This window comes from Streptomyces sp. NPDC101110, from assembly GCF_044759525.1.
Classification (GTDB): domain Bacteria; phylum Actinomycetota; class Actinomycetes; order Streptomycetales; family Streptomycetaceae; genus Streptomyces.
The window spans coordinates 303,041-329,012 of sequence record NZ_JBIVZM010000007.1; the positions used below are offsets into that span (position 1 = coordinate 303,041).

General features: G+C 68.9%; 12 protein-coding genes. 10 read left to right on the forward strand and 2 right to left on the reverse strand.

Annotated elements, in window-relative coordinates; genetic code table 11:
* Positions 1–115: 115 nt before the first annotated feature.
* Both ACIQU3_RS19400 and gltX read right to left on the reverse strand, forming a co-directional pair.
* Positions 116–622 (reverse strand): ATP-binding protein, encoded by a 507-nt coding sequence (locus ACIQU3_RS19400; RefSeq protein WP_403926631.1) that lies wholly within the window; start codon positions 620–622, stop codon positions 116–118.
* Positions 623–981: 359 nt separating this feature from the next.
* On the reverse strand, positions 982–2,349 hold the full coding sequence (gene gltX, locus ACIQU3_RS19405; protein ID WP_403926634.1) for a glutamate--tRNA ligase: 1,368 nt from the start codon (positions 2,347–2,349) through the stop codon (positions 982–984).
* Positions 2,350–2,809: 460 nt separating this feature from the next.
* Here gltX and ACIQU3_RS19410 point away from each other — a divergent pair, with 460 nt between their 5' ends.
* From ACIQU3_RS19410 to ACIQU3_RS19455, 10 genes are all read left to right on the forward strand, one after another.
* Positions 2,810–4,042 carry a helix-turn-helix domain-containing protein gene (locus ACIQU3_RS19410; RefSeq protein ID WP_403926636.1) on the forward strand — a complete coding sequence of 411 codons (1,233 nt, stop codon included), beginning with the start codon at positions 2,810–2,812 and terminating at the stop codon, positions 4,040–4,042.
* Positions 4,043–4,047: 5 nt separating this feature from the next.
* A complete protein-coding gene (locus tag ACIQU3_RS19415) occupies positions 4,048–4,602 on the forward strand; it encodes a flavoprotein (protein WP_403926639.1) in 555 nt (184 codons plus the stop codon).
* A gap of 264 nt (positions 4,603–4,866) precedes the next feature.
* The gene (locus ACIQU3_RS19420; protein WP_403926642.1) at positions 4,867–5,322 is read left to right on the forward strand and encodes a helix-turn-helix domain-containing protein; all 456 of its coding nucleotides are present in this window, start codon (positions 4,867–4,869) and stop codon (positions 5,320–5,322) included.
* 75 nt (positions 5,323–5,397) lie between these two features.
* Positions 5,398–6,519, forward strand: coding sequence for a hypothetical protein (locus ACIQU3_RS19425; RefSeq protein WP_403926645.1), 1,122 nt, complete (start codon positions 5,398–5,400; stop codon positions 6,517–6,519).
* 251 nt (positions 6,520–6,770) lie between these two features.
* Positions 6,771–11,504 carry a BREX system serine/threonine kinase PglW gene (gene pglW / locus ACIQU3_RS19430; RefSeq protein WP_403926647.1) on the forward strand — a complete coding sequence of 1,578 codons (4,734 nt, stop codon included), beginning with the start codon at positions 6,771–6,773 and terminating at the stop codon, positions 11,502–11,504.
* A 50-nt stretch (positions 11,505–11,554) separates the two neighbouring features.
* On the forward strand, positions 11,555–15,280 hold the full coding sequence (gene pglX / locus ACIQU3_RS19435; RefSeq protein ID WP_403926650.1) for a BREX-2 system adenine-specific DNA-methyltransferase PglX: 3,726 nt from the start codon (positions 11,555–11,557) through the stop codon (positions 15,278–15,280).
* Positions 15,281–15,306: 26 nt separating this feature from the next.
* Entirely contained in the window at positions 15,307–19,206 is a 3,900-nt protein-coding gene (locus ACIQU3_RS19440; RefSeq protein ID WP_403926653.1) for a phage resistance protein, read from the forward strand.
* On the forward strand, positions 19,206–22,076 hold the full coding sequence (gene pglZ / locus ACIQU3_RS19445) for a BREX-2 system phosphatase PglZ (protein WP_403926656.1): 2,871 nt from the start codon (positions 19,206–19,208) through the stop codon (positions 22,074–22,076). The genes ACIQU3_RS19440 and pglZ overlap by 1 nt, the downstream gene beginning before the upstream one ends.
* Before the next feature lie 73 nt (positions 22,077–22,149).
* Positions 22,150–23,502 carry a BREX system ATP-binding protein BrxD gene (gene brxD, locus ACIQU3_RS19450; protein WP_403926660.1) on the forward strand — a complete coding sequence of 451 codons (1,353 nt, stop codon included), beginning with the start codon at positions 22,150–22,152 and terminating at the stop codon, positions 23,500–23,502.
* A 92-nt stretch (positions 23,503–23,594) separates the two neighbouring features.
* Complete coding sequence (locus ACIQU3_RS19455) at positions 23,595–25,742, forward strand: DEAD/DEAH box helicase (RefSeq protein WP_403926663.1); 2,148 nt, start codon at positions 23,595–23,597, stop codon at positions 25,740–25,742.
* Positions 25,743–25,972: the final 230 nt, after the last annotated feature.

Genomic DNA, 25,972 nt, shown 5'->3' on the forward strand with positions numbered 1-25,972 from the left:
CTTTCGAGCAGGGGAGTCGCGGTATGGGCTCGCTGGAACGCCACCTGGGACCCACCTCTGCAGCCCCTTCGGCAAGGCTCCGATCGGTCTGTCGGCGATGTCGGCCTGGGGGAGGTCAGGCTGCTCGATGCTCGATTCGTAAATGTGCACCGGTTATTGACGGGGACTCCTCTGTAGCAGCATCAGCCTGTGAGGCGGCCACGTCTGCGGTGTCCACCCCGGAAGCAGAGACCGCCAGTTCGAACCACGTCTTCTTCCCCGCCGCGCAAGGCTGTGAGCCCCACACGGTTGCCAAGGCGGCAACGAGGAACAGGCCACGCCCGTTTTCGTCCATCACGTCGGCCTGGGAGGGGCGTACCAAGGTGGGGTCGGCGTCGGTGACTTCTACGCGCAGCCGCTCTCCGATATACCGCACGGACACCACGCACGCAGCCTGCGTGTGCGTGACCGAGTTCGCGATTACTTCTCCGGCCAGCAACTGCAGGTCGTTAGTCAGCTCCTCATCGAGGATCAGCCCGAGTCGCTGCGCGCGGCGGACAACACGGTCTCGTGCGGCTGGCACCGCCTCCACCGAGGGGGGAACAGTGAACGCGTAGGGCGAATCTCCGGACTGGCGGGGCATGGCTGTGACCTCTCGCGGGGGCGGGAGCGATGGCGTCAACGCGATCTCCCACAAGTGAATGGATCGCTCGCCGACTTCACCGGGTGCGTCCACAGGTGATCCAACGAAACCGTCAGCAGCCCGGCAGGTGGCGGACGACCACCATGGACCACCGGCGGCCTGCCCCCCTATCGCTGAGGTGATATCACCGCCGCAATGTCATTGAGAGCGGGTCGGTCATTCACACGGCGGCAACAACCGAACAATCCGCGCGTTGGCGAACGCACTCCGCCCCTCCTCCTCTTGCGGTCCATGCCCACAATTCCGCGACGTCGGGTCCCGCCTCCCCACGCGGGCGACGGGATCTTGATCGCGAAGTGTCAGCCGGCGAGCTTCGCTAGGGCCGCGTCGATCCTGGACAGTGTGCAGTCCTTGCCGAGGACCTCCAGGGACTCGAAGAGAGGCAGGCCGACCGTGCGGCCCGTGACGGCGACGCGCACCGGGGCCTGGGCCTTGCCCAGCTTCAGGCCGTGCTCCTCGCCGGCGGCCAGGACCGCTTCCTTGAGGGACTCGGGGCTGGTCCAATCGGCCGTCTCCAGCTTGGCGCGGGCCGTGGCCAGGAGGACTGCCGGCTCGCCTTTCATCGCTTTGGTCCAGGACGCCTCGTCCTCCACCGGCTCCTTCAGGAAGAGGAAGTCGACGTTCGCTGTGATGTCCGACAGGACGGCCAGGCGGGTCTGGGCATGCGGGGCGATCGCCTCCCAGGCGGCCTGGTCGAAGTCCTCGGGCGCCCAGTTGGCATACGGGGTTCGCAGCCACGGCTCGCATGCCGCGATGAACTTCTCCAACGGCAGGGCGCGGATGTACTCGCCGTTGAACGCGGTCAGCTTCTTGATGTCGAAGAAGGCCGGGGAGGTGTTCACGTCCTCGACGCGGAACTTCTGCTCCAGCTCCTCGTACGGGAGGAGCTCGACGTCGTCGCCGGGGCCCCAGCCGAGCAGCATGAGGTAGTTGGTCATCGCCTCGGGCAGGTAGCCCTCGGCGAGGTAGTCCTCAAGAGCGACCTTGTCGCGGCGCTTGGACAGCTTCTGCCGCTTCTCGTTCACGATCACCGGCAGGTGCGCCCACATCGGGGGCTTCGCGCCGAGGGCCTCCCACAGCAGCTGCTGCTTGGGCGTGTTCGACAGGTGCTCGTCACCGCGGATGACGAGGGTGATGCCCTCGTCCAGGTCGTCGACGACGTTGGCGATCAGGAAGACTGGAGAGCCGTCGCCGCGGGCGATGACGAAGTCCTCGATCGCCGAGTTCGGGAAGGACGGCTCACCTCGGATCAGGTCCACGACGACCGTCTCGCCCTCCGTGGGCGTACGGAACCGCAGCGCCCGGCCCTCCACGTGTTCCAGGCCCCGGTCCCGGCAGAAACCGTCGTAGCCGAGGTGCTGCGATCCGGTCCGCTCCTGCACCTGCTCACGGGTGCAGTCGCAGTAGTACGCGCGGCCCTGCGCGTAGAGCTGCTGGGCGGCCTCGCGGTGCCGGTCGGCGTTGTGCGACTGGAAGTAGGAGCCCTCGAACGTGGGATCGTCCTTGGAGATCCCGATGGACGCGAGCGCGCTGATGATGCCGTCGATCCACTCGGGCTTGTTGCGTGCCGTGTCGGTGTCCTCGATGCGCAGGACGAACTTGCCTCCCGACTGTCGTGCGACGGCCCAGTTGTAGAGAGCCGACCGAGCTCCGCCAACATGGAACATTCCAGTGGGAGACGGGGCGAAACGCACGCGTGTGGAGGCATCAGGCATACAGGCAGCTTACAGATTTCAAACGGCCGCTCGGGTCACCGTGGACGATCCCAGTATTCAGCTCTACCGAAGATCCTGCGATGCCTTCTGGCTGAGGGCAAGGCGCTGCTGGGCGGTGGAGTGCGCAACGAGTTCGGTGGAGACTTCTTCATGATCCGGCGGATCGGGGACTTCCGTTGCGTTGCACCGCCACGCAATTAATCCCCAGGGCATCGAGCGTTGGCAGGGATGGCGGACCTGCATAGCTCTGGCACCTCCTGGACTTGTGGGTGTAGCCGGACAGAGTGTCCGGTCTGTTCCAGGCCCGAGAGCGGATGTTGAACATGGCACCGCAGCCCGACTCGCTGCCTGATCTCGCAGTCTGCTCGGCCGCTACCGTGAATGACGGAACAAAGTTGGGGAGGCAGCGCGCATGCGTGGTCTTGGTGATCACCTCAGCATAGGAGAGCGGATCGCGTTCTACCGCGAGCGCCGGGGCTACACGCAGCCCGTCCTCGCCGGCCTCGTCGGACACAGCACCGACTGGCTGTCGAAGATCGAGCGAGGAGTGCGAAAGCCGCCGAGAATCGACAAGCTCGCTGAACTCGCTCGCGTGCTGCGTGTCCCGCTCGGCGACTTGATGGGGCAGCCCGTCCTCTTGGAGGACGAGGAAAAGCACATGGACGACGTGCCAGCGGTCCGCGATGCGCTGATGAGCCCTCGACGGCTCTCCAAGCTGCTGTTCGGTCCCACGGCGGAGCGGCAGTTGCCGAGGCCGGAGCAGGCGCAGGTCTTCGTCGAGCGCAGCTGGGGCGACTACCAGGCTGGCGCTCTTGGCGATGTCATCGCCGCCCTGCCCGGTCTGCTGAGGACTGCCCAGGAGTTGGAAGACCTTCCGCCTGGCGATCAGCGGCGACGTGGCCTCGCCGTCTCGGCCCGTACGCATCACCTGGCGGCAACCACCCTCGCCAAGGTCGGCGAGTCCGACTTGTCGTGGCTCGCGGCCGAGCGCGCCATGCGGGCCGCGGACGAATCCGAGGACCCGCTGTCGCTCGTCTCCGCCGCACGCTCCGGTACGCACGCACTGCTGGCCAACGGGCGATACGAGGACGCCCTCGAACTGGGCGATACCGCCGCGGCCTGGCTCGCCAGTCGGGTTCGCGACGACGACCCGGCCGCCTTGAGCCTGCTTGGCATGATTCATCTGCGGGCTGCTGTGGCCGCTGCACGGCACCAGGATCGGCACACCGCCAACTCCCTGTTGGAGAAGGCGAAGCGGCTCGCCGACCGGCTCGGTTCCGACGAGAACTACTGGCAGACCTGCTTCGGTCCGACGAATGTCGAGCTGCACCGCCTGTCGATCGAGCTTGACCTGGAGAACATCCCGTACGTCGTCGAACATGGCGGCATCGACGTTTCCCACATGCCGGCGGAACGCGCCGTGTCTCATCGCATCGACTACGCCCGCGGCCTCTGCCTCAGAGGTCGCGTCGACGAGTCCTTCAGCGAACTGCGGGAGGCCGAACGCACCTCGCCCCAGCTCGTGCGGAACAATCCACGGGTACGCGAGACCCTTCGCGACCTGAGGAAGCAGTCCCCGGTCACGGGCGGCGGCCACTCGTCCGAGCTGCTGGCCATGGCCCAACGATGCAGGGCGGTGCAGTGAGTTCGATGCAGGGCAAGGTGCTGGGCGTCGTCGGATCGAGCGCCGGCGGGATCGAGGAACTTCGTACAGGGCTCGTGGCCCCGGCGCTCGAACGGGGCTGGACGGTTGCGGTCACGCTCACACCGACCGCAGGTCAGTGGCTCAGCGCGAGCGGCGAGACGGCGCAGCTCGAGGGGCTGACCGGCCTTCCCGTGCGGTCCGAATCACGCCTGCCGGGTGACTCCCGGCCGCATCCGCCCGTGGACTGCTACGTCGTGGCCCCGGCAAGTGCCAACACCGTCGCCAAGCTCGCCCTGGGGATCTCAGACAACCAGGCGTTGACACAGGTCAACGAAGCCATCGGAACACTGGACCTTCCGCTAGTCGTCTGGCCGCGTGTGAACGCCGCGCACGCTCGCCACCCTGCGTGGGAAGGGCACATCAAAACTCTTCGCAGTTCAGGGGTGCGGTTGATCTACGGAGAGGAGGTATGGCCGCTCGCCGAGCCGCGGGCTGGGATGCCGGGACGCCGGTACCCGTGGGAAGCCGTACTAGACGCGGCCAGCAGGGCAGTCTCCTGACAGTTCCACCAATAAGTCGTGGAAGTAAGAGCAATTGGACCCGGACAGTCTGTCCGGGCCCTTCGTCTTGACCGGCTCCAGTCTGAGGGCATCACCGGCTAACGGAGGGAACGGATGCCCGATCAGGGATTGAGCGCGGCGCTTCCCGGCGCAACGACGTGGGGCGACGCATCCAGAAGCTCCCCGAACGCACGCACGGATGCGATGGGTGGCAATGACTTCTCATCTCGATGCTCGTCTGATGCCGCCCCAACGTCAGCGAGCATGGAGCGCATCGCCGTGAGCGCTGCAAGAAGCGCCCCCACGCCAACTAGCCGCACCCGGCTCTGCAGCCTCTGCCGATGCCACCTGAGTCGGTACAACAGTGAAGACCTCTGTTCCGGCTGCGCTCGCAGTGGGATAGCCGTACAGCCTGCGCTCTGCGTTCCACCCCGTGTATGGGCTCGCCAGGACGTCCGAGACGCCCTGTTACACAAGGACTTCGGCAGGCTGTGCCAACTCGTGCGAGAGTACGGCCACCTCCGTCAGGAGGACATGGCCGTCCTCACGGGGCTGAGCCAGGCATTTCTGTCGATGCTGGAATCTGGCCAGCGACGCCTCACCAACATCGATCGGATCACCCTACTCCTGGACGGCTTGAACGCGCCCGTCGACATCACAGGGCCGATGCTCCGCCCCTTAGCTGCCGCTCCAGGCCCACCTCTGTGGACAGCGTCCTGATGTTCAACCGCAGATCGTGATCTTGTCGTCAGACGTCGCTTGCATAACAGATCATGCCGCCGCACCGAGCGCTGGATGGGTGAGAGGATCAAGATCCGTCAAGAACTGGATCTCGGCAGGGGGAGTGGCGGGGTGGCGAAGAGATCGGCGCTGCGTGGGTATCTGTTGGAGGAGGCGCTGGCCTGGCTTCTGCGGCACAGCGGCTACCGTCTACTCGTCGACGCGAGCCAAGATCGAACTGAGCTGACAGGGTCCGGCGGTACGCTCCGAGTTCGTGGGCGCGGCGCGGTTCACCAGGTGGACGTGCTCGGGGAGTTCGCCTTCACGCCCGCTTTCTCTCTCCCTGTCCGTTTGTTCCTTGAGGCCAAACATTACCGGGAGCCGTGTCGGCTGGAGGTCGTACGCAACGCCCACGGCGTACTGCACGACGTCAATGAGAACTTCATGGACTACGGGGGCACCCGGCCCAGGCGACGGTTCCAGTACACATACGCGCTGTTCTCCGCCAACGGTTTCACGCCGGAGGCTCAGCGGTATGCCCTGGCCCATCAGATCTCCCTGGTGGATCTATCCGGCGAGTCCTTTACCTGGTTGCGCAACGCGATCAAGACCACGGCAGCCGAGTTGTACAAGGCGCAGGGAGACCATGCCGTGGAGCGTTTTCCCGTGGCATGGATGCGCAAGCAGCTCCGTGAAGCTCTCGGGACCTGTCCGCCGGGGGTTCCCCTGTCAGGCGATACAAATGCTGTCCAGTTCCGTGCCTCCGCATCGGTGTTCCTCGCAAACTTCGTCGATGCCCTGGAACAGCACGCTTCGGCTGAACTCCTGATGGGATTCCCTGCGGCTCCGTTCATCCTTCCGCTGGTCGCGGAGGACCAGGAGAGCTTCCTGTCCTACGTCGAGCAGTCTCCTGACCATGCTGTACGCCTGCGTCGCTTCGGGCAGGCAGCAACCGCCGAGTGGGAGTTGTTCCCGCGTGTGGACGAAGAAGCCTACCGCTTGGCCTTCAAGTTGCCGGAGCACATCGAGGAGTGGATCAGCGGCGTTGCCGAGAAGGAGCGGCAGCGCACCATGGATGTCAAGGCGCAGTTCCTGTCGAGCATCACGATCTACCGCATGAACGGCAGCGGTGTCAGGGCCTATCAACTCCATTACGAGCCGAGCGAGCTGCGTCAGATCTCCGGCGGAAGCCATTAGCCGGCCCGAGTGATCTGCGGTGTCGAGCCAGTCCTGCAGCCGATCCGCCGGATCCGCCGATGACGTAACCCCCCTCCCGTCCGCAAGATCCCGCCCTGACCTGCGGGCCCTCCGCCGTAGTGAGCTGATCCCCCGCTCGTTGTCAGTCCCGCCCTTTAGGATTCCTTCCGAGGGTTCAGCCGGGCTTCCTGATCGCGTCGACAGGAATACGGCGGGCGTACGCGGACCAGCAGACACAGACGGGGAGCGGCATGCGGGAAGGCCGGTGGACGACGGTCACCGAGTCCGATTACGAGCACGAGCGCCGCGGTCTCGAAGCGATCCGTCGGCGTCTGCCGGACGAGGAGCCGTGGCGCGCCTGGTCGAACTTTACGTTCACCGCGGCCAGCGGTCACGTACGCGAGATCGATCTTCTGGTGACGGCACCGGCCGGCGTGTTCCTGATCGAGCTGAAGGACTGGCACGGCTCGGTGCACGGCGGCGGCAACGACTGGGTGCAGACCACGCCCGGCGGGACCAGGCGCCGGCACGGTAATCCGCTGCATCTAGCGAACCGTAAGGCCAAGGAGCTGTCGGGGCTGATCAACGGCGGTTCCCGTGGTCCCGGAGCCCGCACGAGGATCTGGGTGGGTGAGGCGGTCTGCTTCACCGACGACAGGCTGCGGGTGATGCTTCCGGCCGCCGACATGAACGGCGTGTTCACGGTCAAGCAGCTGGTGGAGATGCTGGCCGAGCCGCCGTCCGACGCCAGGCACCGGATCACGGCCGAGACCTCCCGCCAGGTCGACGCCGCCCTGAAGAGACTGGGTATCGCACCGATCCGCCGACAGTACGAGGTCGGCGGCTATCTCCTTGACGCCAAAGCCTTCGACTCCGGGCCTACCTGGGCCGACTACCAGGGCCGCCACTCCCAGCTGCACGATCTGGCGCGGGTGCGGGTCTTCCTCAGCGAGCGGGGCGCATCCGACGACGAGCGCCGCTCGGTGGAGCGGGCCGCCGCACGGGAGGCCATGGTGCTCAGCCGGTTCCGGCACCCGGGCGCGGTGCAGCTGAAGACATATCTGCCGTCAGGGCATCCTGCAGGCCCGGCGATCCTCTTCGACTACCACCCCGAGACGCTGCGCCTGGACGACTACCTGGTCGAGCACGGGCAGCAACTGGAACTGGAGGGCCGCCTCGCCCTGGTGCGCCAGCTCGCCGAGACGGTGCGCTCCGCGCACTCCCGACGGGTTCACCACCGCACGCTGTCAGCGCACGCGGTACATGTCGTGCCGCGCGACCGCGGTCCGCGCGGGCGGGAGCTCGGCGAGGAGCAGCGCTGGCTGCGGCCGTGGCTGCAGATCGCGGACTGGCAGATCGCCAGCGGCCATAGCACCAGCAACGGCCGGCCGCTGACCCTGGCACCCACTAATCTGTCCCGTTCCCACGTCTCGGAGCAGGCCGACCCCTATCTGGCTCCTGAGCTGCTCCTCCCGAAGGCCGATCCGGTGCGCGTGGATGTCTACGGGCTGGGCGTGCTCACGTATCTGCTGGTCACCGGGCAGGCCCCGGGGGCGACCCAGAACGAGGTCCTGGCGCACCTGGAGGCCGGCGGGAGTCTGCGCCCCAGCGCACTGGTCGACGGGCTGCACCCGGACATCGACGAACTGGTGGAAGCGTCCACCGCGTACGAGCCGGGTCGGCGGCTGTCCACGGTCGACGACTTCCTGGAGATGCTGGAGTACGTCGAGGAAGCGTTCGCCGATGAGCCCGCAGGGGATGAGGCAAAGACCGCAGGCGCAAACGTAAGCGGGGCCGGGGACAACGGTCCGGCATCCGGCGGCGACCGGCCCGAGCCTGAGAAGGATCCGCTGGAGGCGGTCGCCGGGGATGTGCTGGCCGGCCGCTGGGAGGTCGTGCGCCGACTCGGCACGGGCTCGACATCGCGGGCGTTCCTGGTGCGGGACCTGGAGGGCGAGCCGCGGCGGAGCGGGGCCCTGCCGGTGGCGGTCCTGAAGGTCGCTCTGAGCGAGGCCAAGCACGCGGTCCTGGACCGGGAGGCCGCGGTCCTGGGCCGTATCCACCGGGATTCCAGCATCATCTCGCTGTACGAGCCGGAACCGCTCACGCTGGCCGGCCGCCGGGTCCTGGTCCTTGAGTACGTGGGCGACAGCCGGGAGCCGAAGGACCAGGACGCAGGTGCCGGGGGTGCTGGCAAGGGGCCGCGCCGCCGCGAGGACACCGTCGCGCGCCAGCTGCGGGACAACGGCCGCCTCGGCATGGACCAGCTGGAGGCGTACGGGAAGTACCTGTTCGGTGCGGTGGAACACCTGGAGGCGGAGGGGATCTGGCACCGGGACCTCAAGCCGGACAACATCGCGATCCGGATCCGCCCCAACGGCACCCGGCAGCTGGTGTTGATCGACTTCTCCTTGGCCGGGTACCCGGCCAAGGAGATCGAGGCGGGCACCGAGGGTTACCTCGACCCCTTCGTGGGGATCGTCACGCGCGGCTCGTACGACGGGCACGCCGAGCGGTACGCGCTGGCGGTGACGCTGCACGAGATGGCGTCGAACGAGCTGCCCCGCTGGGGCGACGGCTCGGTCACCGCCCGGCAGACGGACCCGGAGAAGTGGCCGTATCCGCAGCTTGCCGTCGACGCCTTCGAGCCAGCTGTCCGGGACGGCCTAGTGGCCTTCTTCCGCAAGGCGCTGGCCCGGGATGTGAAGGACCGTTTCCCGGACCTGAAGCCGATGGAACGGGCCTGGCAGCGCATATTCCTGGACGCGCAGCGTACGACGGCACCGAGCAGCGGCCACGCCGAGAAGACCGGGCGAGGCACGAAGAACGCCGGGGACATGTCCGGCGCAGCGGCCGGGCCGGCTGCGGTTGCGGCCGCGGAGCCGCGCATCGGGCGGGAGGACGACGACGCCCTGGCCGAGCAGGTACGCGACCAGCAGGCCGAGCGCGCCGACCGCAGCACACCGCTGTCGGTCGCCGGTCTGACGCTCTCGGCGCAGTCGCAGCTGTTCGCGATGGGGCTGAACACCGTCGGCGACGTCCTGGACTACTCAGCACGGAAGTTCCTCACCGCGCCAGGCATGGGCTCACGCACCCGGGAGGAGATCCAGCGCAGGCAGAAGGAGTGGAACGCCCGCCTGGGCAAGGCGGCCCCCGCACCGCTGAGCCCGGAGGCCCGTAAGGCGGCCGGCCAGGAGCTCTCGGAGCTGGAGCAGGCGGTCGCCGACTCGGTCGTCTCTGTCGGCCGGGACGTGCGCGATCCGCTGGTGCTCGGACGGCTGAGCCTCGACGCGCTCGCCTCCCGCCTGGTGCCCAAACCATCCGGCGGCAGCGCCCGGTCCAACGCCACGGAGCGGGAGGCGATCCGCCTGCTGCTGCGCCTGCCGAACGAGGAGGGCGTGCTGCCGGACGGTCTGCCCTGGGTCCGGCAGCGGGACGTCGCCGAGGCGCTGGGGCTGACCGCAGGCCGTATCCCGCAGATCGTGAAGAAGGCCCGCGAGCGCTGGTTCAACGACCCGGCCCTGGGACTGCTGCGCGAGCAGGTGGTGGAGTTGCTCGCCGAGCGCGGCCGGGTGGTCCCTGCCGTCGAGCTCGCCGACGCGCTGATCGCTAGGCGGGGCACCCAGATCGCGGAGCGGCGCGAGAGGCGCGCGCTCGCCCTGTCGATCCTGCGTGCGGTGGTGGAGCGGGAGAGCTACGACAACGAGTCGCCGCAGCTCTTCCGCTACTTCCACGCTCGGATGCCGCAGGGCGCCGACCCGGTCCTCGGACTGCTCGCCCTGGACGTCCGGGAGGGTGTCGACGGCCCGGACACCCCGACGCTCCCCGCCCTGCAGGCATACGCCCTGAACCTGGGCGCGCGGGCCGACAAGCTGGCGGCGCTGGAGTCGCTGCCGACCGCGAGCACGGTCCTCACCGATCTGGATGCGGTGCGCCGCCCGCCGGGCAGCCTGGGCTGGGACGAGCGGCGTACCGCCGAGATCGCGGTCGCCGCCTCTGCCTCGGCCGCGCTCACTCCGCGTCTGGAGATCTACCCGCGCGACCTGAGCCTGGTACGCGCACTGCGCATCACCCAGGCCGGTGTGGTCGCGGTGCAGCCGGGTGTCGAGGAGGACCGGCAGCCGGGCCTGACTGTGGACGCCCTGCACAAACGGGTCACCACCCGCTTCCCCGAGCTGGGCACCGACCCGCTGGCTCCACGTGAGCTGCCCACCGGCAGCGCCCTGGTGCGCGACCTGAAGCAGGCCGGTTTCGAGCTGAAGCTGGCCACCCGCTACGACGGGGTGCTCCGGCTGGTCCCGGACCGTCCGGCCGGGGACGCAAGCGCCGGGCTGACCTCGGCGAGCTGGGGCGCCTCTGCGGCACGGCGGTCCGCCCCGACCCGGTACGACGAGGACACCGCGGTCGCCGCCGCCGTCAAAGCGGAACAGCGGCTCGCCCACTCAGCGCGGCAGGACGGCTTCCGGGTGCTGACCGTGCCGCAGCGCCGGGCCGAGGAGGCGGTACGGCTGCTGACCGAGGCGCCGTACGGGGCTCGACCCCTATCGCTGACCGGACTGTTCGTCGCGGAGCTACGAGGTGTGGTGGGCGAGGCGGCCCGTCCGACTTGGGAGACTGTGCTGAAGGCGGACGCCGCGGAGATTGGCAGCCGTCCTCACCAGCAGCTGCGCATCCGCACCGACAAGGCGTGGGGGCGTCTCGAGCCGAAACTGCGGGAGCGGCTGGCGGCCCGGCGGGACGGCAGCCCGCTGCTGCTCACTGACACCGCGGTCCTCGCCCGGTACGACGCGTTCGACCTGCTCGGGCGGCTCGCGGAGGAAGCTCGGCAGGGCGGCAGCCCGCTGTGGCTGCTCGTCGCGCAGTCCGACCCGGCGCGGGCACCGCGACTGGCCGGGCAGAACGTGCCCTACCAAGCCGGGTTCGACGAGTGGATCGTCGTGCCGGACGCGTGGGTGGCGCGCAGGCATCTGGTTCCGGACGCCTGAGTCCGCTCCTATTCTTCGTTGTTTCGTCTCACTTCTCACAGGAGCTGTTCGTGATCGACCGCAAGAGCCTCCTCGCTGACCTACAGAAGCAGGTCAAGGCCGCGGAGACCGACCTTGAGCAGCAGGTCAAGGCCGTCCCCGAGGTCGGGGCGCGGCTGCGAGGCGAGTACGACCAGGCCCGGAAGCTGGGACGTACGGCGGCCACCTGGAACGCCTGGCTCGGTGAGCGGATCACTCAGGTCGCGGTGGCCTGGGTGCTCGGTACGGTCTTCGTGCGGTTCAGCGAGGACAACGGGCTGATCCCCGAGCCGTACATCACCGCCCCCGAAGTGGCCGGGCGGGAGATCGCACAAGCACGCTACGAGGAATACCTGGAGAAGGCCGCCGACCCGACTTACCGGGGATGGCTGGAGACCGCCTTCGCCGAGCTGGGCGCTGGGCAGGCGGGGCGGCTGCTGTTCGACCCCGACCACAACCCGCTATTCCAGATCCCGCTCTCGCACGACGGTGCGGGCGCGCTGCTCGCGTTCTGGCGGGAGCAGCGGGTCGAAGAGGGAGATGGCGACGGTGACGCGGTGCACGTGCTCGTCCACGACTTCAGCGACCCGCTGAGCGAAGACGGCACCGAGGGCTGGGACACCCGGTTCCTTGGCGACCTGTACCAGGACCTCAGTGAGGCGGCCAGGAAGACGTACGCGCTGCTGCAGACGCCGGAGTTCGTGGAGGAATTCATCCTCGACCGGACGATGACGCCGGCAGTCCGCGAATTCGGCTTCGAAGAGCTGAAGATGATCGACCCGACCTGCGGGTCCGGGCATTTCGTGCTTGGCGCTTTCCGGCGGCTGGTGCGGATGTGGGCCGAGCAGCGGCCCCAAGTGGGCCCGTACGAGCGAGTGCGGGCGGCCCTGCAATCGGTTCACGGGGTGGACCTCAACCCGTTCGCCATCGCGGTGGCCCGCTTCCGGCTCCTGGTCGCGGCGATGGCCGCGAGCAGCATCCGGACCTTCGCGGGGGCGCAGTCGTACGAGTGGCCCATCCAACTCGCGGTCGGCGACTCCCTCATCAAGGACCGGCAGCTGGAACTGCAGCTGGGCCTGGGGCTCGGGGCAGAGGCTGCCGGTGATCCATTGGCCGAGTTCTCTTACGCGACGGAGGACGTGCACGAGTACGACCGAATCCTGGAGCCAGGGCGGTACCACGTGGTGGTCGGCAACCCGCCGTACATCACCGTCAACGACAAGAGCCTCAATCAGCTATACCGGGAACTGTATGACGCGTGCGCGGGCACGTATGCGTTGTCGGTGCCGTTTGCCCAGCGGTTCTTCCAGCTGGCCAAGCGGGGCGGGGGCGACGGGTCAGGCGCCGGGATGGTGGGCCAGATCACCGCGAACTCCTTCATGAAGCGGGAGTTCGGCACGAGGCTCATTGAGGAGTACTTCGCCCACAAGGTCGAGTTGACGGAGGTCATCGATACGTCGGGCGCGTACATCCCAGGGCACGGGACACCAACCGTGATCTTGGTGGGACGGCCGCGTGAGGGATCTAAGCGGCAGGCGACCATTCGGACGGTGCGGAGTGTGCAGGGGGAGCCTTCGGCGCCGGAGAATCCAGAGGAGGGCGTGGTCTGGCAGGCGATCGTGGAGCAGATTGACCGGCCAGGGAGCGCAGGACAATGGGTTTCGGTGGATGATCTGACGCGGGACCGCTACTTCGGGAAGCAACCGTGGATCCTAGCCGATGGCGGCCTGGAAATGGTCGAGCAATTGGGGAAAAGCTCAAATCTTCGCCTTAGTCAGATTACTCAGTCCATTGGTCGCACAACCAAGTCCGGTGCAGATGACGCCTACTTCCTGCCTGACGACGCTACAGCCACTCGCCTTAGGATTCCGGAGAACACTCGATACCTTGTGACGGGGAACGCGGTGCGGGACTACAGGATCTGGAATCGCGTAACTCTAGTAAATCCCTACGAGGACTCTGCGAACTCAGTTTTCATCACCGATGCAACGCCCGTCGCGGCGAGCTACCTTTGGCCATACCGCCACCCCCTAAGTCGACGCCTCCTGTTCGGAAAGACCATCATCGAACACGGAAAGCCCTGGTTCGCCCACCTTGAGAACTACTCAGAAAAGCTCCGAAATTCTTACGGAATCACCTTCCCGTTCGTCGCTACACACAACCACTTCGCCCTTGACCGCGACGGGAATCTCTTCGGCAGCACTGCGCCAGTAATCAAGTTGCGGGAGGGGGCGACCGAGGAGGAACATGTGCGGCTGCTTGGGCTGCTCAATAGCTCCACGGCCGGGTTCTGGCTCAAGATGGTGAGCCACGACAAGGGAATTCGCGGAGAGGGGGGCGGGTTCACCAGCGACGACTGGGAGCGCTTCTACGAGTTCACCGGCACCAAGCTGCAGGAGTTCCCTCTCCCCGTCGCTTACCACACCACCCTCGCGGCGGAACTCGACTCCCTTGCCCAGCAGCTCTCCACCACGACCCCCGCCGCCCTCGCCGCCGAGTCTGTACCCACTGCCGCCGCCCTCCGCGAGGCCGAGGCCCGGTACGCCTCCCTCCGCGCCCGCATGATCGCACTCCAGGAGGAGTTGGACTGGCAGGTCTACTCCCTCTACAACCTGTACCCCGAGGATCACTGCCTGCCCGACGCCTCCGCAGTGCCCGAACTCGCCCTCGGTGAGCGGGCCTTCGAGATCGTGCTTGCGCGCCGGGTGCAGGCCGGGGAGGCCAGTGACGAATGGTTCAAGCGGCACGGGTCCACTCCGATTACCGAGATCCCCGCCCACTGGCCCGCCGAGTACCGCGCGCTCGTGCAGAAGCGAATCGACGTGATCGAGTCGAACCGGGCCATCGGGATGGTCGAGCGTCCCGAGTACAAGCGGCGCTGGTCCACCGATGGCTGGGACGCCATGCGGCAGAGGGCTCTGAAGTCCTGGCTGCTCGATCGGATCGAGGACCGCGCGCACTGGTTCGACGACCAGGGCAACCCGACCATCACCACCCTCGCCCGTCTTGCCGAGAGCCTGTCCACCGACGAGGACTTCACTGCCGTCGCCGAGTTGTATGCGCCGCGGCAGGACCTGCCGAAGACGGTCCGTGAGCTGCTCTCCGAGGAGCACGTCCCGTTCGTCTCCGCTCTGCGCTACAAGCCCGCTGGGCTGAAGAAGCGTGCGGACTGGGAGCACGTGTGGGAACTGCAGCGTGAGGAGGACGCCGCGCCGGACGAGCCCGCCAAGCGGAAGATCCGCGAGCGGACGCCGCTACCGCCGAAGTACACCTCGGCCGACTTCCTGAAGCCGAGTTACTGGCGTGCCCGGGGCAAGCTTGACGTGCCCAGGGAGCGGTTCGTGTCGTACGGCACGGTCAATGCGCAGTCGCCCGAGCTGTATGGGTGGGCCGGCTGGGACCATCTGGAGCAGGCTCTGGCCCTCGCATCGTACGTGCAGCAGGCCGGCCTCGGTGAGGACGAGATCGTGCCGTATCTGGCGGGTCTTCTGGAGCTGCAGCCCTGGCTGGACCAGTGGTACGGCGAGTACGACCCGGAGTTCGGGGCCTCGCCGGCCGCCGAGATCCTGGCGTTCCGGCAGCAGAAGCAGGGCGAGCTCGGGCTGACCGACGACGCCCTGCGCGCCTGGCGCCCCGCAGCCGCCACGCGCGGGCGCGGCGGGGCGAAGAAGGCCGCCGCGCCGAAGAAAACCGCCGCCGCGCAGTCCCCGGCCGACATCGTCCCGGCAGAGTCCGGCACCCCCACCGAGTCCGACTGAACAGGGCGAGGAGTAGACACATCACCATGGCGTTCATGAACAGGAACATCCCTCGCCCCGAGGACCGTCCGCTGCTGCGCGAGCTGATCGACATCCCGGAATCGGTGTCCACCTCCGACTTCGTGCTGAAGCTGAGCGAGGCGGTTACCCCCGAGGGTGCCGAGGCGGCGCTGAGGGAGTACGTGGTAACCGACCGGCTGGTCGGCAACTTCGGCGAGGCGCTGGATCTGATCAAGTCGGCGCTGGACAGCCACTCCTCGAAGGCGGCTTACCTGCACGGCTCGTTCGGTTCCGGTAAGTCGCACTTCATGGCAGTGCTGTACGCCCTGCTGTCGGGCAACCTGGCGGCCCGGGAGCGCGCCGAACTTGACCCGGTGCGTGCCCAGCACTCTTGGCTGGACGCCGACGACCGCAGGTTCCTGCTGGTGCCCTACCACATGCTGGGCGCCAAGTCTCTGGAGCAGCGCGTGCTCGGCCGGTACGTGGAGCATGTGCGCAAGCTGCACCCGGGGTGCCCACTGCCGCAGGTGTATCTGACCGAGGGGCTCTTCGAGGACTTCGACCAGCTGCGCCGACGCAACGGCGACGACTGGGTGATAGCGCAGCTCGCCGACGCGGGGGACGGGCTGGACGAGTGGGGCGAGTCCTTCACCTGGACAACCGAGCTGCTCGATACGGCGGTGAACGCCCCCGAGGAACACGAGAACACCAAGCAGCTTGACCTGGACAATCCCTCCACGCCGCGCGAGCTGCGGGCCCGTCTCGTACAGGATCTGACCCAGACGCTGTTCCCGTCGTTCGCGCGGGGCGCTTCCGAGGACGCCGACGGGTTCGTCTCGCTGGACAGGGGGCTCGGCATCATCGCCGCGCACGCCAAGTCGCTCAACTACGACGGGCTCGTCCTGTTCATGGACGAGCTGATCCTGTGGCTGGCCTCGCGGATCCACGACCAGAAGTTCGTCTCCCGTGAGGCTGACAAGATCACGAACTTCGTGGAGGGCGGCGACGAGCGGCGTGCCATCCCGGTGGTGTCGTTCATCGCCCGCCAGCGCGATCTGCGGGAGTTGGTCGGCGAGGAGATGTCGGGGGCCGCCGAGGCCGCCGTGCAGGACAGTCTGAAACTCAGCGGCGGACGCTTCGACAAGATCGTCCTTGAGGACCGCAACCTGCCGCAGATCGCCCGGGCCCGTGTGCTCAGGCCCGTCGACACCGAGGCCGAGGCGAAGGTGGAGGCGGCGTTCGCCGAGGCCAAGAAGCTCGGGCCGGACATCTGGGACACCCTGCTCGGGCACGACAAGTCCACCACCGGCGCGGACGAGGACGCCTTCCGCAAGACGTATCCGTTCCCGCCGGCGTTCATGGACACGCTGGTGCACATCTCCTCGGCGCTGCAGCGCTCCCGTACCGGTCTGAAGCTGATGAGCCAGCTGCTCGTCGACCATCGGGACGACTGGCGGCTCGGTCAGCTGGTGCCGCTGGGTGATCTGTATCCGGCGATCGCGGGTGGCGGTGACAAGGCGTTCAGCGGCGAGACCCATGTGCACTTCGAGGCCGCCGATAAGCTGTATCGCGACAAGCTCCGCCCGTACCTGCTCAAGACCAATCAGGTCACCGAGGACCAGGTCGAGGCGTACCGGCGTGATCCCGCGAGCCTTGGCGATCCGCAACTCGCTGCTCGCTGCCGTGACTTCACCGGTGACAGTCGGCTGCTGCAGACCCTGCTGCTGTCCGCGCTCGCACCCAGTGTGCCTGCGCTCGCCGATCTCACCTTGGCGCGGCTGCACGCGCTCAACCACGGCTCCATCACCACCCGCATCGCGGGCACCGAGGTCGGCCGTCTGGAGCAGAAAGCCAAGGAATGGGCGGCAACCTTTCCCGAGATCAAGGTCGTTGGTACAGGACCGGGGGCGGTGGTCCGCCTTGAGCTCACCGGTGTGGACCTGGACGCCGTACTCGCCAACGCCCAGGTGCACAACAACCAGGCCAGCCGACGGGCGAAGATGCGTGCCCTGCTCAAGGAGGCGCTGGGCGTCAGTGACGGGCCTGGCGGCTTCGACCCGTACGACGTGCTCGATCTGGTGTGGAAGGGCACCGAGCGGCAGGTCGAGGTGGTCTTCGGCAATGTCGCCGAGGCCGACTCGCTGCCCGAGTCGACGCTGCGGCCCAGCCAGGACGACGCATGGCGGCTCGTCGTCGACCTGCCGTACGACGAGGGCGAGTTCGGGCCGATGGACGACGTGCAGCGGCTGCGTGCCCTGCGGGAGAGGCCGGGCGGTGAGTGCCGCACCTTGGCCTGGCTGCCGACGCATCTGACCGACGCGGTGCGTGGTGACTTCGAGCGGCTCGTGGTCATCGACAAGGCGCTAGCCGACGAGGCCCGCTTCGACTCCGACTTCGCGCGCAGTCTCAACGCCGACGACAAGGCACGCGCCAAGGGCATGTTGAAGTCGCAGCTCGCCATCCTCACCGAGCGCGTCCACCAAGCGCTGCGGCAGGCGTACGGGCTGGCGCAGAAGCAGGAAGGGGTCGTCGACCTCAGCTTCGACACCCATCTGGTCGCCCAACAAGAGGTGGCCGACCTGCGGCTCCCGCTGGGCGCGCCACTGGAAGCGGCTGCCCGCGAGCTGGCCGGCAAACTGCTCGCCCACCAGTACCCAGCCCACCCCGACCTGGACCCCGAGGGCACAGGCAAGCCCGTCAGGCCCGCCGAGATCAGGACCGTCTTCGGGTACGTCCGCAAGGCCGCCGAGCACCGTGACGGACAGGTCGAGGTCGAGGCCAAGGACCGCAAGATCATGGCCCGAATCGCCGGCGGCCTCGGGCTCGGTGTGATGCGGGAGGCGTACTACCGGCAGGCGAGCCTGTGGGCTGACCACTTCAACAGCCAGGCGAGGCGGGACGCTGTCGCCGAGCCGACGCTGGTCAGGCTCTCCGACTGGACCGATCTTCCCGAGCCGCGCGGACTGCCCGAGCCGCTGCGGCGGCTGCTCGCCGGCGCCTACGCCGAGATGACCGACCGGGTGTGGGTGCGCGGCGGTGTGCCCGTCGAGCCCGCGCCCGCGCCGCACGAGCTGAAGCCGGAGTTCGCGCTGCGCGAGCAGCAGCTGCCGAGCGAAAGCGACTGGGAGGAGGCGCGTCAGAGGTTCGAGACGGTGTTCGGGGGCGTGGCGCCGCAGCTGCGGCGCGGGAGGATCGTCAACCAGTTCGCGGGCCAGATCAGGCAGGCCGCGAGCGGGCTCGCCCAGGACGCCGGGCGGTTGGTCACGGAACTGGAGAAGCACCGCACCTTCCTCCAACTGACCGACGACTCGCCCCGGCTCGTCCTGGCCCGTCAGGCTCAGGAGCTGGTCAGGCGGGTCACGGAGCCGGGCCTCGACTCCAGGAGCGTGGTGGACCGGCTCGCCCACTTCGACCTCGCAGACTTCACCGCGCATCGGTACGGGATGTCCCTGAAGAGCGCCGGAAAGGTCGCCAACGCACTGCAGAACACCAGTTGGGACCATCTGGGCCTAGCGTCCACCGCCGGTGTGGAGGGCGAAGCCGTCCTGGCGCGGATGCGGGAGGCGGCAGCCGGTGACCCCGGTGACTATCCCGACCTGCCCGGGGTGCTGAGCGCCTGCGGTAAGGAGGTGGTGGCGCTGCTGAGGTCCCGGCAGGCCCCGCCCGCACAGCCCGAGGCGCCCGCCGGCTCGGCGGCGCCGAGCTCCGAGAGCGTGGACCTGGGCAGCGGCTCCGCACATCCGCAGGTGCTGCCGGAGCCGCCGCAGCAGCCGGGGCCGCGCCCCGGCTCTCGCTCCGTCGCTCGTTCCGGCGGTGGGCGGACCACCGCCGCCCGGGCCGCCGCCGAGCTCCAGGCGGAGATCGCGGCACTCGCGGCCGCACACCCGGACGCCGTGGTCGAGGTCGTGTGGAAGGTCGTTGACTGATGTCCGAAGCAGCGACCACCGCGCCCCAGGCCGCAGGACCCGCCCGGCTGTCCGCCGGGACGGTCCGCCAGTACCTGGCCGCCCGCAGCCGGATCGGTGACGGTGCGGTTCGCGTCCTGCTGCTGCGGGCCGCCCCCGTCTGGGACGCTCCCACCGTGCAGCGCACAGCGGGCGGGCTGCGGGTGCGAGTGGCCGTCGCGCCGTCCGTACTGGCCGTGCACGAGCTGATCCTGGGCCATCTGGATGCGGACACCCCACCCGACCCCGGGGTCCTGGTCGTCCTCACCAACTGCGAGGACACCGACCTCGACCCCGGACTGCTCGCCCGGGTCTACGGCGGCCGCATCCGGTCGGTCGACAACTGGGAGGTCGTGCGGGAGGCGTTCGACGCGCGCGGGATCGACGGGCGGCTGCGCAGCGAGAGCTGGGCGGCCGAGGCGCTCATGGACGCCGCAGCCACCCGCGGCTGGCCATCGCTCGGCAGAGGGCTGCTCTCCCGTGACGAGGCCCTCACCCGGCTGGCCAGGCGCCGACTGCGCCTGAGCCGCCAGGACACTGACGCGCTGGGAGCACCGGCCACGCACGACGACGGCGACCGCATCGACGCCGTCGCCCTGTTCCGCTGGACCCTCACTCCCGGCGGTCCCGACCTGCTGCGCGACCTACGCGGACCGGAACGCGCCGGCCTTGCCGCCTTCCTCGGCGAACCCGAGCAGGCCGGCTCCACCGGCCGGATCATCACCGCCCTGGTGGACGCCGAACACGGGGGCGACGCGGCAGCGTACGCGGTGGTCTGCGCCGCCCTGTGGGGGCATGCAGAGGCCGACCACGACCTGTACCGGGCGCGCGGGCGCGCCGAGCGGTGGCTGGGCGAGAAGCCGCCCGCCCAGGGCGACGACCTCGACCGGCTCCTGGCCTCCTTCGCACACAGCGGCGAGGAGTACGTGCGTGGCCTGCTCGACAGGGGCGAGCACCGGCTCGCCGACCCGGTCCTGAATCGGGCCGCGCAGCTCGTTACCCAATTTGGTGCGCAGAGTGCCGCCGCGGCCAGCCCGCTGCTCGCGGCCGGACTCGACGCGCGGTTCACCGCCGCTGGCCACGCTCTCGCCGAAGGCGACGCACAGAAGATCGCCGACGCTGTCACCGCGCTAGCCGAGCACGCCCTGGCCTCCGTCGACACCACCCCTGCTCGCATCGAGCGGGTGCGGATGGCGGCACGGCTGCGGCGCTGGCTCGCCTGCCGCCCCCCGTCCGAGATCCCCTCCGTGGCCGAGGGCATCGCCCGCCAGATCGGTGAACTGGGCTGGGTGGACCGCGCCCTGGAACATCTGGAGGCGGGCGGCGACACAGACAGCGTGCTCGCTGGCGCGTACAGCCGGATCGGCGAACAGGTGCGCAGCGAGCGCCGGGCCCTGGACCACGCGTTCTCCGAGCGGCTCGCGGTGTGGACGGCGGACGGCACCGTGCCCGGCTCCATGCTCACTGTGGAGAGTTTCCTGGAACGGGTGGTCGCTCCTGTGGTGGCATCGCCCGGGCACCGAGTCCTGTTGCTCCTCGTGGACGGGATGAGCGCGGCGATAGCGGCCGAGCTCGGCGAGGAGCTGCGCGCGCACTGGTCGGAGTTCGACCCCCTGCCGGAGCCTGCTGGGGCACCGGCCCGACGGGCGGTGGCTGCGGCGCTGCCCACCCTCACCGCTGTCTCACGCACCTCGCTGTTCGCCGGCACTCTGATGAAGGGCGACCAGAGTGACGAGGAGCGGCTCTTCCCCCAGCATCCCTGCTGGAAGGGGGCCCCGGCGGCGATCTTCCACAAGGACGACCTGCGCGGCCCCGACACCGGCTCGCCGTTCTCCACCGCCCTAACCGAAGCTCTCGCCGACGAGAGCACCCATGTCGCGGTCGTCCTCAACACCGTCGACGACCGGCTCGGCAAGGAGCAGAAGCTCGGCGACGGTGCATGGCGGATCAAGGAGATCGGTGGCCTGGAGCCGCTGCTGCGGGCCGCGCGAGCGGGCGGCATGACCGTACTGCTCACCTCCGACCATGGGCATGTGATCGAACGGCGCGGCAGCAAGGCCGACGCGCCCGCCGGCAGCGTCGCCTCGGCCCGCCACCGGCTGCCCGGCGGTCCCCTCGCCCCGGCCGAGATCGAATTGTCCGGCCCCCGGGTGGTCTGGCCGGAACCCGGTGCGCGGATCGTCGCGCTACGCGCCCATGACACTCGCTACACGGCGATGAAGGCCGGTTACCACGGCGGGGCTACCCTCGCCGAGTTCACCATCCCGCTGCTCGCCCTGCTGCCGTTCGGCGCCGAGCCGCCCACGGGCTGGAGGGAGCTGGGGGATCCAGCACCAGCGTGGTGGGCCGAAAGCGCCGAAGACATGGGCATTCCGACGCCGGACCCATCCGGAGCCGATGGTGGAGCCGAGGCTGCCGACGTGCGACCGCGCCGCAGGCAGACGAAGAAGGCCCCAGCCGTGGCGGAGCCGACCATGGCTCTCTTCGGGGAGGAGCAGGCGGCTCCGTCCGAACCTCAGGACTCCTCCGTCGTCGGATCCGGCGACCCGGTCATTGACCTGGTGGAACGCCTCATGGCCACCGAGCTGTACCAGGCACAGCTCGGGCTGCTGGCCCGCAAGCCACAGGGCAAGGCGGTGCCGAAGGCTCTGGTCGCCCTGGTCGAGACTGGCACCCTGACGATGACCGCGCTTGCCGAACGGGCGGGCCAGCCGGCCACCCGCGCACCGGGCTTCGCCGCGACGCTGGCCCAGCTCCTCAATTACGACGGCGCCCAGATCCTGGAGATCCTTCCTGACAACCGCACGCTTCGTCTGCACCGGGCCCAGCTGATCGACCAGTTCGGGCTGTGAGGCAGGGCACCGCCCTGGCCGCCGGGCCCGCGTACCGGCGGCCGGGCGGACGACCGGATGGGAGACTGTCCGGGTGAACGCGTTCGGATCTTCAGCACCCGGTACCGGCTCCCCGGTCGGCGCCGTGCGGCGGCGCGCCGTAGTGGACGCGCTGCGGCGCGGCGCCGTCCCCGAGAGCGGCCTGGACCTGCTCGCCACCGGGCTCGGCCGCTTCGAGCGGGCCGTCGACGAGGAATTGGACACCGTTGCCGCCGGTGGCTCGGTGTTCAAGGCGGTGCGCGGCGAGTACGGCTCCGGCAAGACCTTCTTCACCCGCTGGATCGGCGAGCGCGCCAAACGCCGCACCTTCGCCGTGGCCGAAGTGCAGGTGTCGGAGACCGAGACCCCGCTGCACAAGCTGGAGACCGTCTACCGGCGGCTCACCGAACGCCTCACCACCGCGAGCTTCCCGCCCAGCGCGCTGCGGCCGGTCGCCGACGCCTGGTTCTACGCCCTGGAAGAGGACGCCCTCGCCGACGGCGCGGGCGAGAGCGAACTGTCCCAGGCGGTGGACCGGCTGCTCACCGCCCGCCTGGCCGAGGTGTCGCGACATGCTCCCGCGTTCGCCACCGCCCTGCGCGGCTACAAGCAGTCCCTGGACGCTGGCGACGAGGCCACCGCCGCCGCGGTGATGGCCTGGCTCGGCGGCCAGCCGCACGTCGCCGCAGCCGCACGGCGCAGCGCAGGAGTCCGCGGCGACCTCGACCACTTCGGCGCGTTCGGTTTCCTGCAGGGCCTGCTCACCGTCCTCAGGGACGCCGGACACGCCGGCCTCGTCCTCGTCCTGGACGAGGTGGAGACCCTGCAGCGGGTCCGCTCCGACGCCCGCGACAAGGCCCTCAACGCGCTGCGGCAGCTCATCGACGAGGTCCACTCCGGCCGCTTCCCCGGTCTGTACCTGATCATCACCGGCACCCCCGCCTTCTACGACGGGCAGCAGGGCATACAGCGGCTCGCACCACTCGCCCAGCGCCTGGCCACCGACTTCACCACCGACCCCCGATTCGACAATCCGCGGGCCGTCCAGATCCGGCTGCCCGGATTCACCGAAGAGTCCCTGACCGGCCTGGGCTCTACCATCCGAGACCTGTACGCCGAAGGCTCCCAGGCACCCGACCGGATCAAACAGTTCGCCGACGATGCCTACCTCACCGACCTGGCCCGGGCCGTGGGCGGAGCGCTCGGCGGGAAAGTCGGCGTGGCGCCGCGCCTGTATCTGAAGAAGCTGGTCGGTGATGTCCTGGACCGGATCGACCAGTTCGACGACTTCGACCCGCGCACGCACTACCAGCTGACCGTGGGCAGTACTGAACTCACCTCCACCGAGCGGAACTTCGCCGCATCCGCGCCAGCCGACTCGGCCGACGACCTCGATCTCGACCTCTGAAGGGCCCACTTTCCAAGCCCCCACCGAGCCCCGGGCCTCCCTACAGGCCCGGAGGGCTCCGACCTCTGACGACCAGCGCAGGAGGCACCCGCGTGCAGGACCAGCCGCACGGCATCGACCCGGTGGAACGCCTCGACCCGGTGGTCCTGCACCACATCGTCAACACCCTCGGCTGGTCCGATCTACGCCCCCTGCAGAAGGCGGCCGTGCACCCACTGATGGACGGCGAGGACGCGATCCTGCTCGCGCCGACGGCAGGCGGCAAGACGGAAGCGGCCACCTTCCCACTCCTGTCCGCGATGCGCCACAAGCGCTGGACCGGCACATCAGTCCTCTACCTGGCCCCGCTCAAGGCACTCCTGAACAACCTGGTGCACCGGGTCGACAGTTACGCCCAGTGGCTGGGCCGCCGAGCTGCCCTCTGGCACGGCGACACCCCCGAGTCCACACGCCGCCGCATCCGGACCGAGTCCCCCGACGTGCTGCTTACCACGCCCGAATCGCTCGAAGCGATGCTCATCAGCGTCAAGACCGACCATGCGCACATGCTGGGCCGAGTGCGTGCCGTAGTAGTCGACGAAGTGCACGCCTTCGCCGGGGACGACCGCGGCTGGCATCTGCTCGCCGTCCTCGAACGCCTGGAAAAACTGACCGGACACCGCATCCAGCGCGTTGGCCTCTCCGCCACCGTCGGCAACCCCAGCGCCCTGCTCACCTGGCTCCAGGGCGCCGACCCCAGCCATCGCTCCGGCCAGGTCGTCGCCCCCGGCGTCACTTTGCCCACCGCCACCGACGACTCCGCACTGCCGCGCCCCGCGGGAGAGGTGGAGCTCGACTACGTGGGTTCGCTCGCCAACGCCGCCAAGGTGATCTCCGCCCTGCACAAGGGGGAGAAGCGACTCGTTTTCTGCGACTCCCGTAAGCAGGTGGAAGAACTCGGTGCGGCGCTGCGAGCCCGCGACGTCACCGTTTTCCTCTCCCACGCCTCCCTCTCCACCGACGAACGCGCACGCTCCGAGCAAGCCTTCGCCGAAGCCCGCGACTGCGTCATCGTCTCCACCTCCACCCTGGAACTCGGCATCGACGTCGGCGACCTCGACCGTGTTATCCAGATCGACTCACCGAGCACGGTGGCCTCCTTCCTGCAGCGCATCGGCCGCACTGGGCGTCGCGCCGGCACCTCCCGCAACTGCCTGTTCCTCACCACCCGGCCCGACGCCCTCCTCCAAGCCGCCGGTCTGCTCACCTTGTGGGCCCGAGGCTGGGTGGAACCCGTCACCCCGCCTCCCTCACCCCGCCATCTCGTCGCCCAGCAGTTCCTCGCCGTCGCCCTCCAGGAACACCGCGTCGGTGACAGGCTCTGGCCCGAGCAGTGGAACGGCCTCGCCCCCTTCGACCACTCCGCCACCCCCATCCTGACCCACCTGGTCGCGGAAGGCTTCCTCGACAGCGACGGCGGCATGCTGTTCATCGGCCCCGAAGCCGAGAAACACTTCGGCCGCCGCCACTTCATGGAACTGACCGCCTCCTTCACCGCGCCCCCCGAGTTCACGGTGCTCGCCGGACGCACTGAGATCGGCACCACCGATCCCACCGTCCTCACCGAAGAGCGCCCAGGACCGCGCCGCCTGCTCCTGGCCGGACGCAGCTGGCAGGTCACCTTCATCGACTGGGCCCGACGTCGCGCCTTCGTCGAACCCGTCGAGGACGGCGGCGTCGCCAAATGGCAGGGCAGCGAAGCCCGCGGGCTGTCGTACGCACTCACCCGGGCCATGCGCGACGTGCTCCTGGGCACCGACCCGGACGTCCGCCTCACCCGACGCGCCACCGCGGCCCTCGCCGAACTGCGCACCGACCGCGCCCCCTACGAAGTGCACCCCGCGGGCACCCTGCTGGTCCGCGACGCCGACGCCACCCGCTGGTGGACCTGGGCCGGCTATCGCGCCAACGCCACCCTCGCTGCCTCCCTCGGCAATCTCGCTGACCCCGTACAACGCCCGACCGACACCCACGTCCGGCTCCGCCAGGACCTCTCCTCCACCGACTGGAAGACCGCCCGCGCTGAACTCCCCGACTCCCTCACCCTGCCAACCGTCGACCCACGAGCCGTCCGCGGGCTGAAGTTCTCGGCGGCACTCCCCGTCCGCATCGCCACCACCACCCTCGCCGAACGCCTCGCCGACTTCGATGGCGCCCTCGCTGTCGCCCGTGAACCCGTACGGATGGAATGGGGTAGTTGAACAGCCAGGCACACGCCGTGCCGCTCTTCAGCGGCGACAGCAACCCCAGCCCACGAGGCAGTCGGCCTCCCGCCTCGTCACGAAGCACCTTGGCCGGCGCGGAAAATGGGATGCGGGCGCTGCGACGTGGAGTCCTTCACCAAGAAGAGACCCCGGATGCCGGGCTGGCTGGCGACGACGGAGCACGAGTCAACGCGTTGATGATCCGCGCGCGACGGGGAACAGGGGGC

Coding starts and splice junctions, on each gene's coding strand:
- ACIQU3_RS19415 (WP_403926639.1), top strand. CDS start 4,048: ATGCAGGGCAAGGTGCTGGGCGTCGTCGGATCGAGCGCCGGCGGGATC.
- ACIQU3_RS19440 (WP_403926653.1), top strand. CDS start 15,307: ATGGCGTTCATGAACAGGAACATCCCTCGCCCCGAGGACCGTCCGCTG.
- gltX (WP_403926634.1), bottom strand. CDS start 2,349: ATGTTCCATGTTGGCGGAGCTCGGTCGGCTCTCTACAACTGGGCCGTC.
- ACIQU3_RS19410 (WP_403926636.1), top strand. CDS start 2,810: ATGCGTGGTCTTGGTGATCACCTCAGCATAGGAGAGCGGATCGCGTTC.
- pglZ (WP_403926656.1), top strand. CDS start 19,206: ATGTCCGAAGCAGCGACCACCGCGCCCCAGGCCGCAGGACCCGCCCGG.
- pglW (WP_403926647.1), top strand. CDS start 6,771: ATGCGGGAAGGCCGGTGGACGACGGTCACCGAGTCCGATTACGAGCAC.
- ACIQU3_RS19400 (WP_403926631.1), bottom strand. CDS start 622: ATGCCCCGCCAGTCCGGAGATTCGCCCTACGCGTTCACTGTTCCCCCC.
- ACIQU3_RS19420 (WP_403926642.1), top strand. CDS start 4,867: ATGGAGCGCATCGCCGTGAGCGCTGCAAGAAGCGCCCCCACGCCAACT.
- ACIQU3_RS19425 (WP_403926645.1), top strand. CDS start 5,398: ATGGGTGAGAGGATCAAGATCCGTCAAGAACTGGATCTCGGCAGGGGG.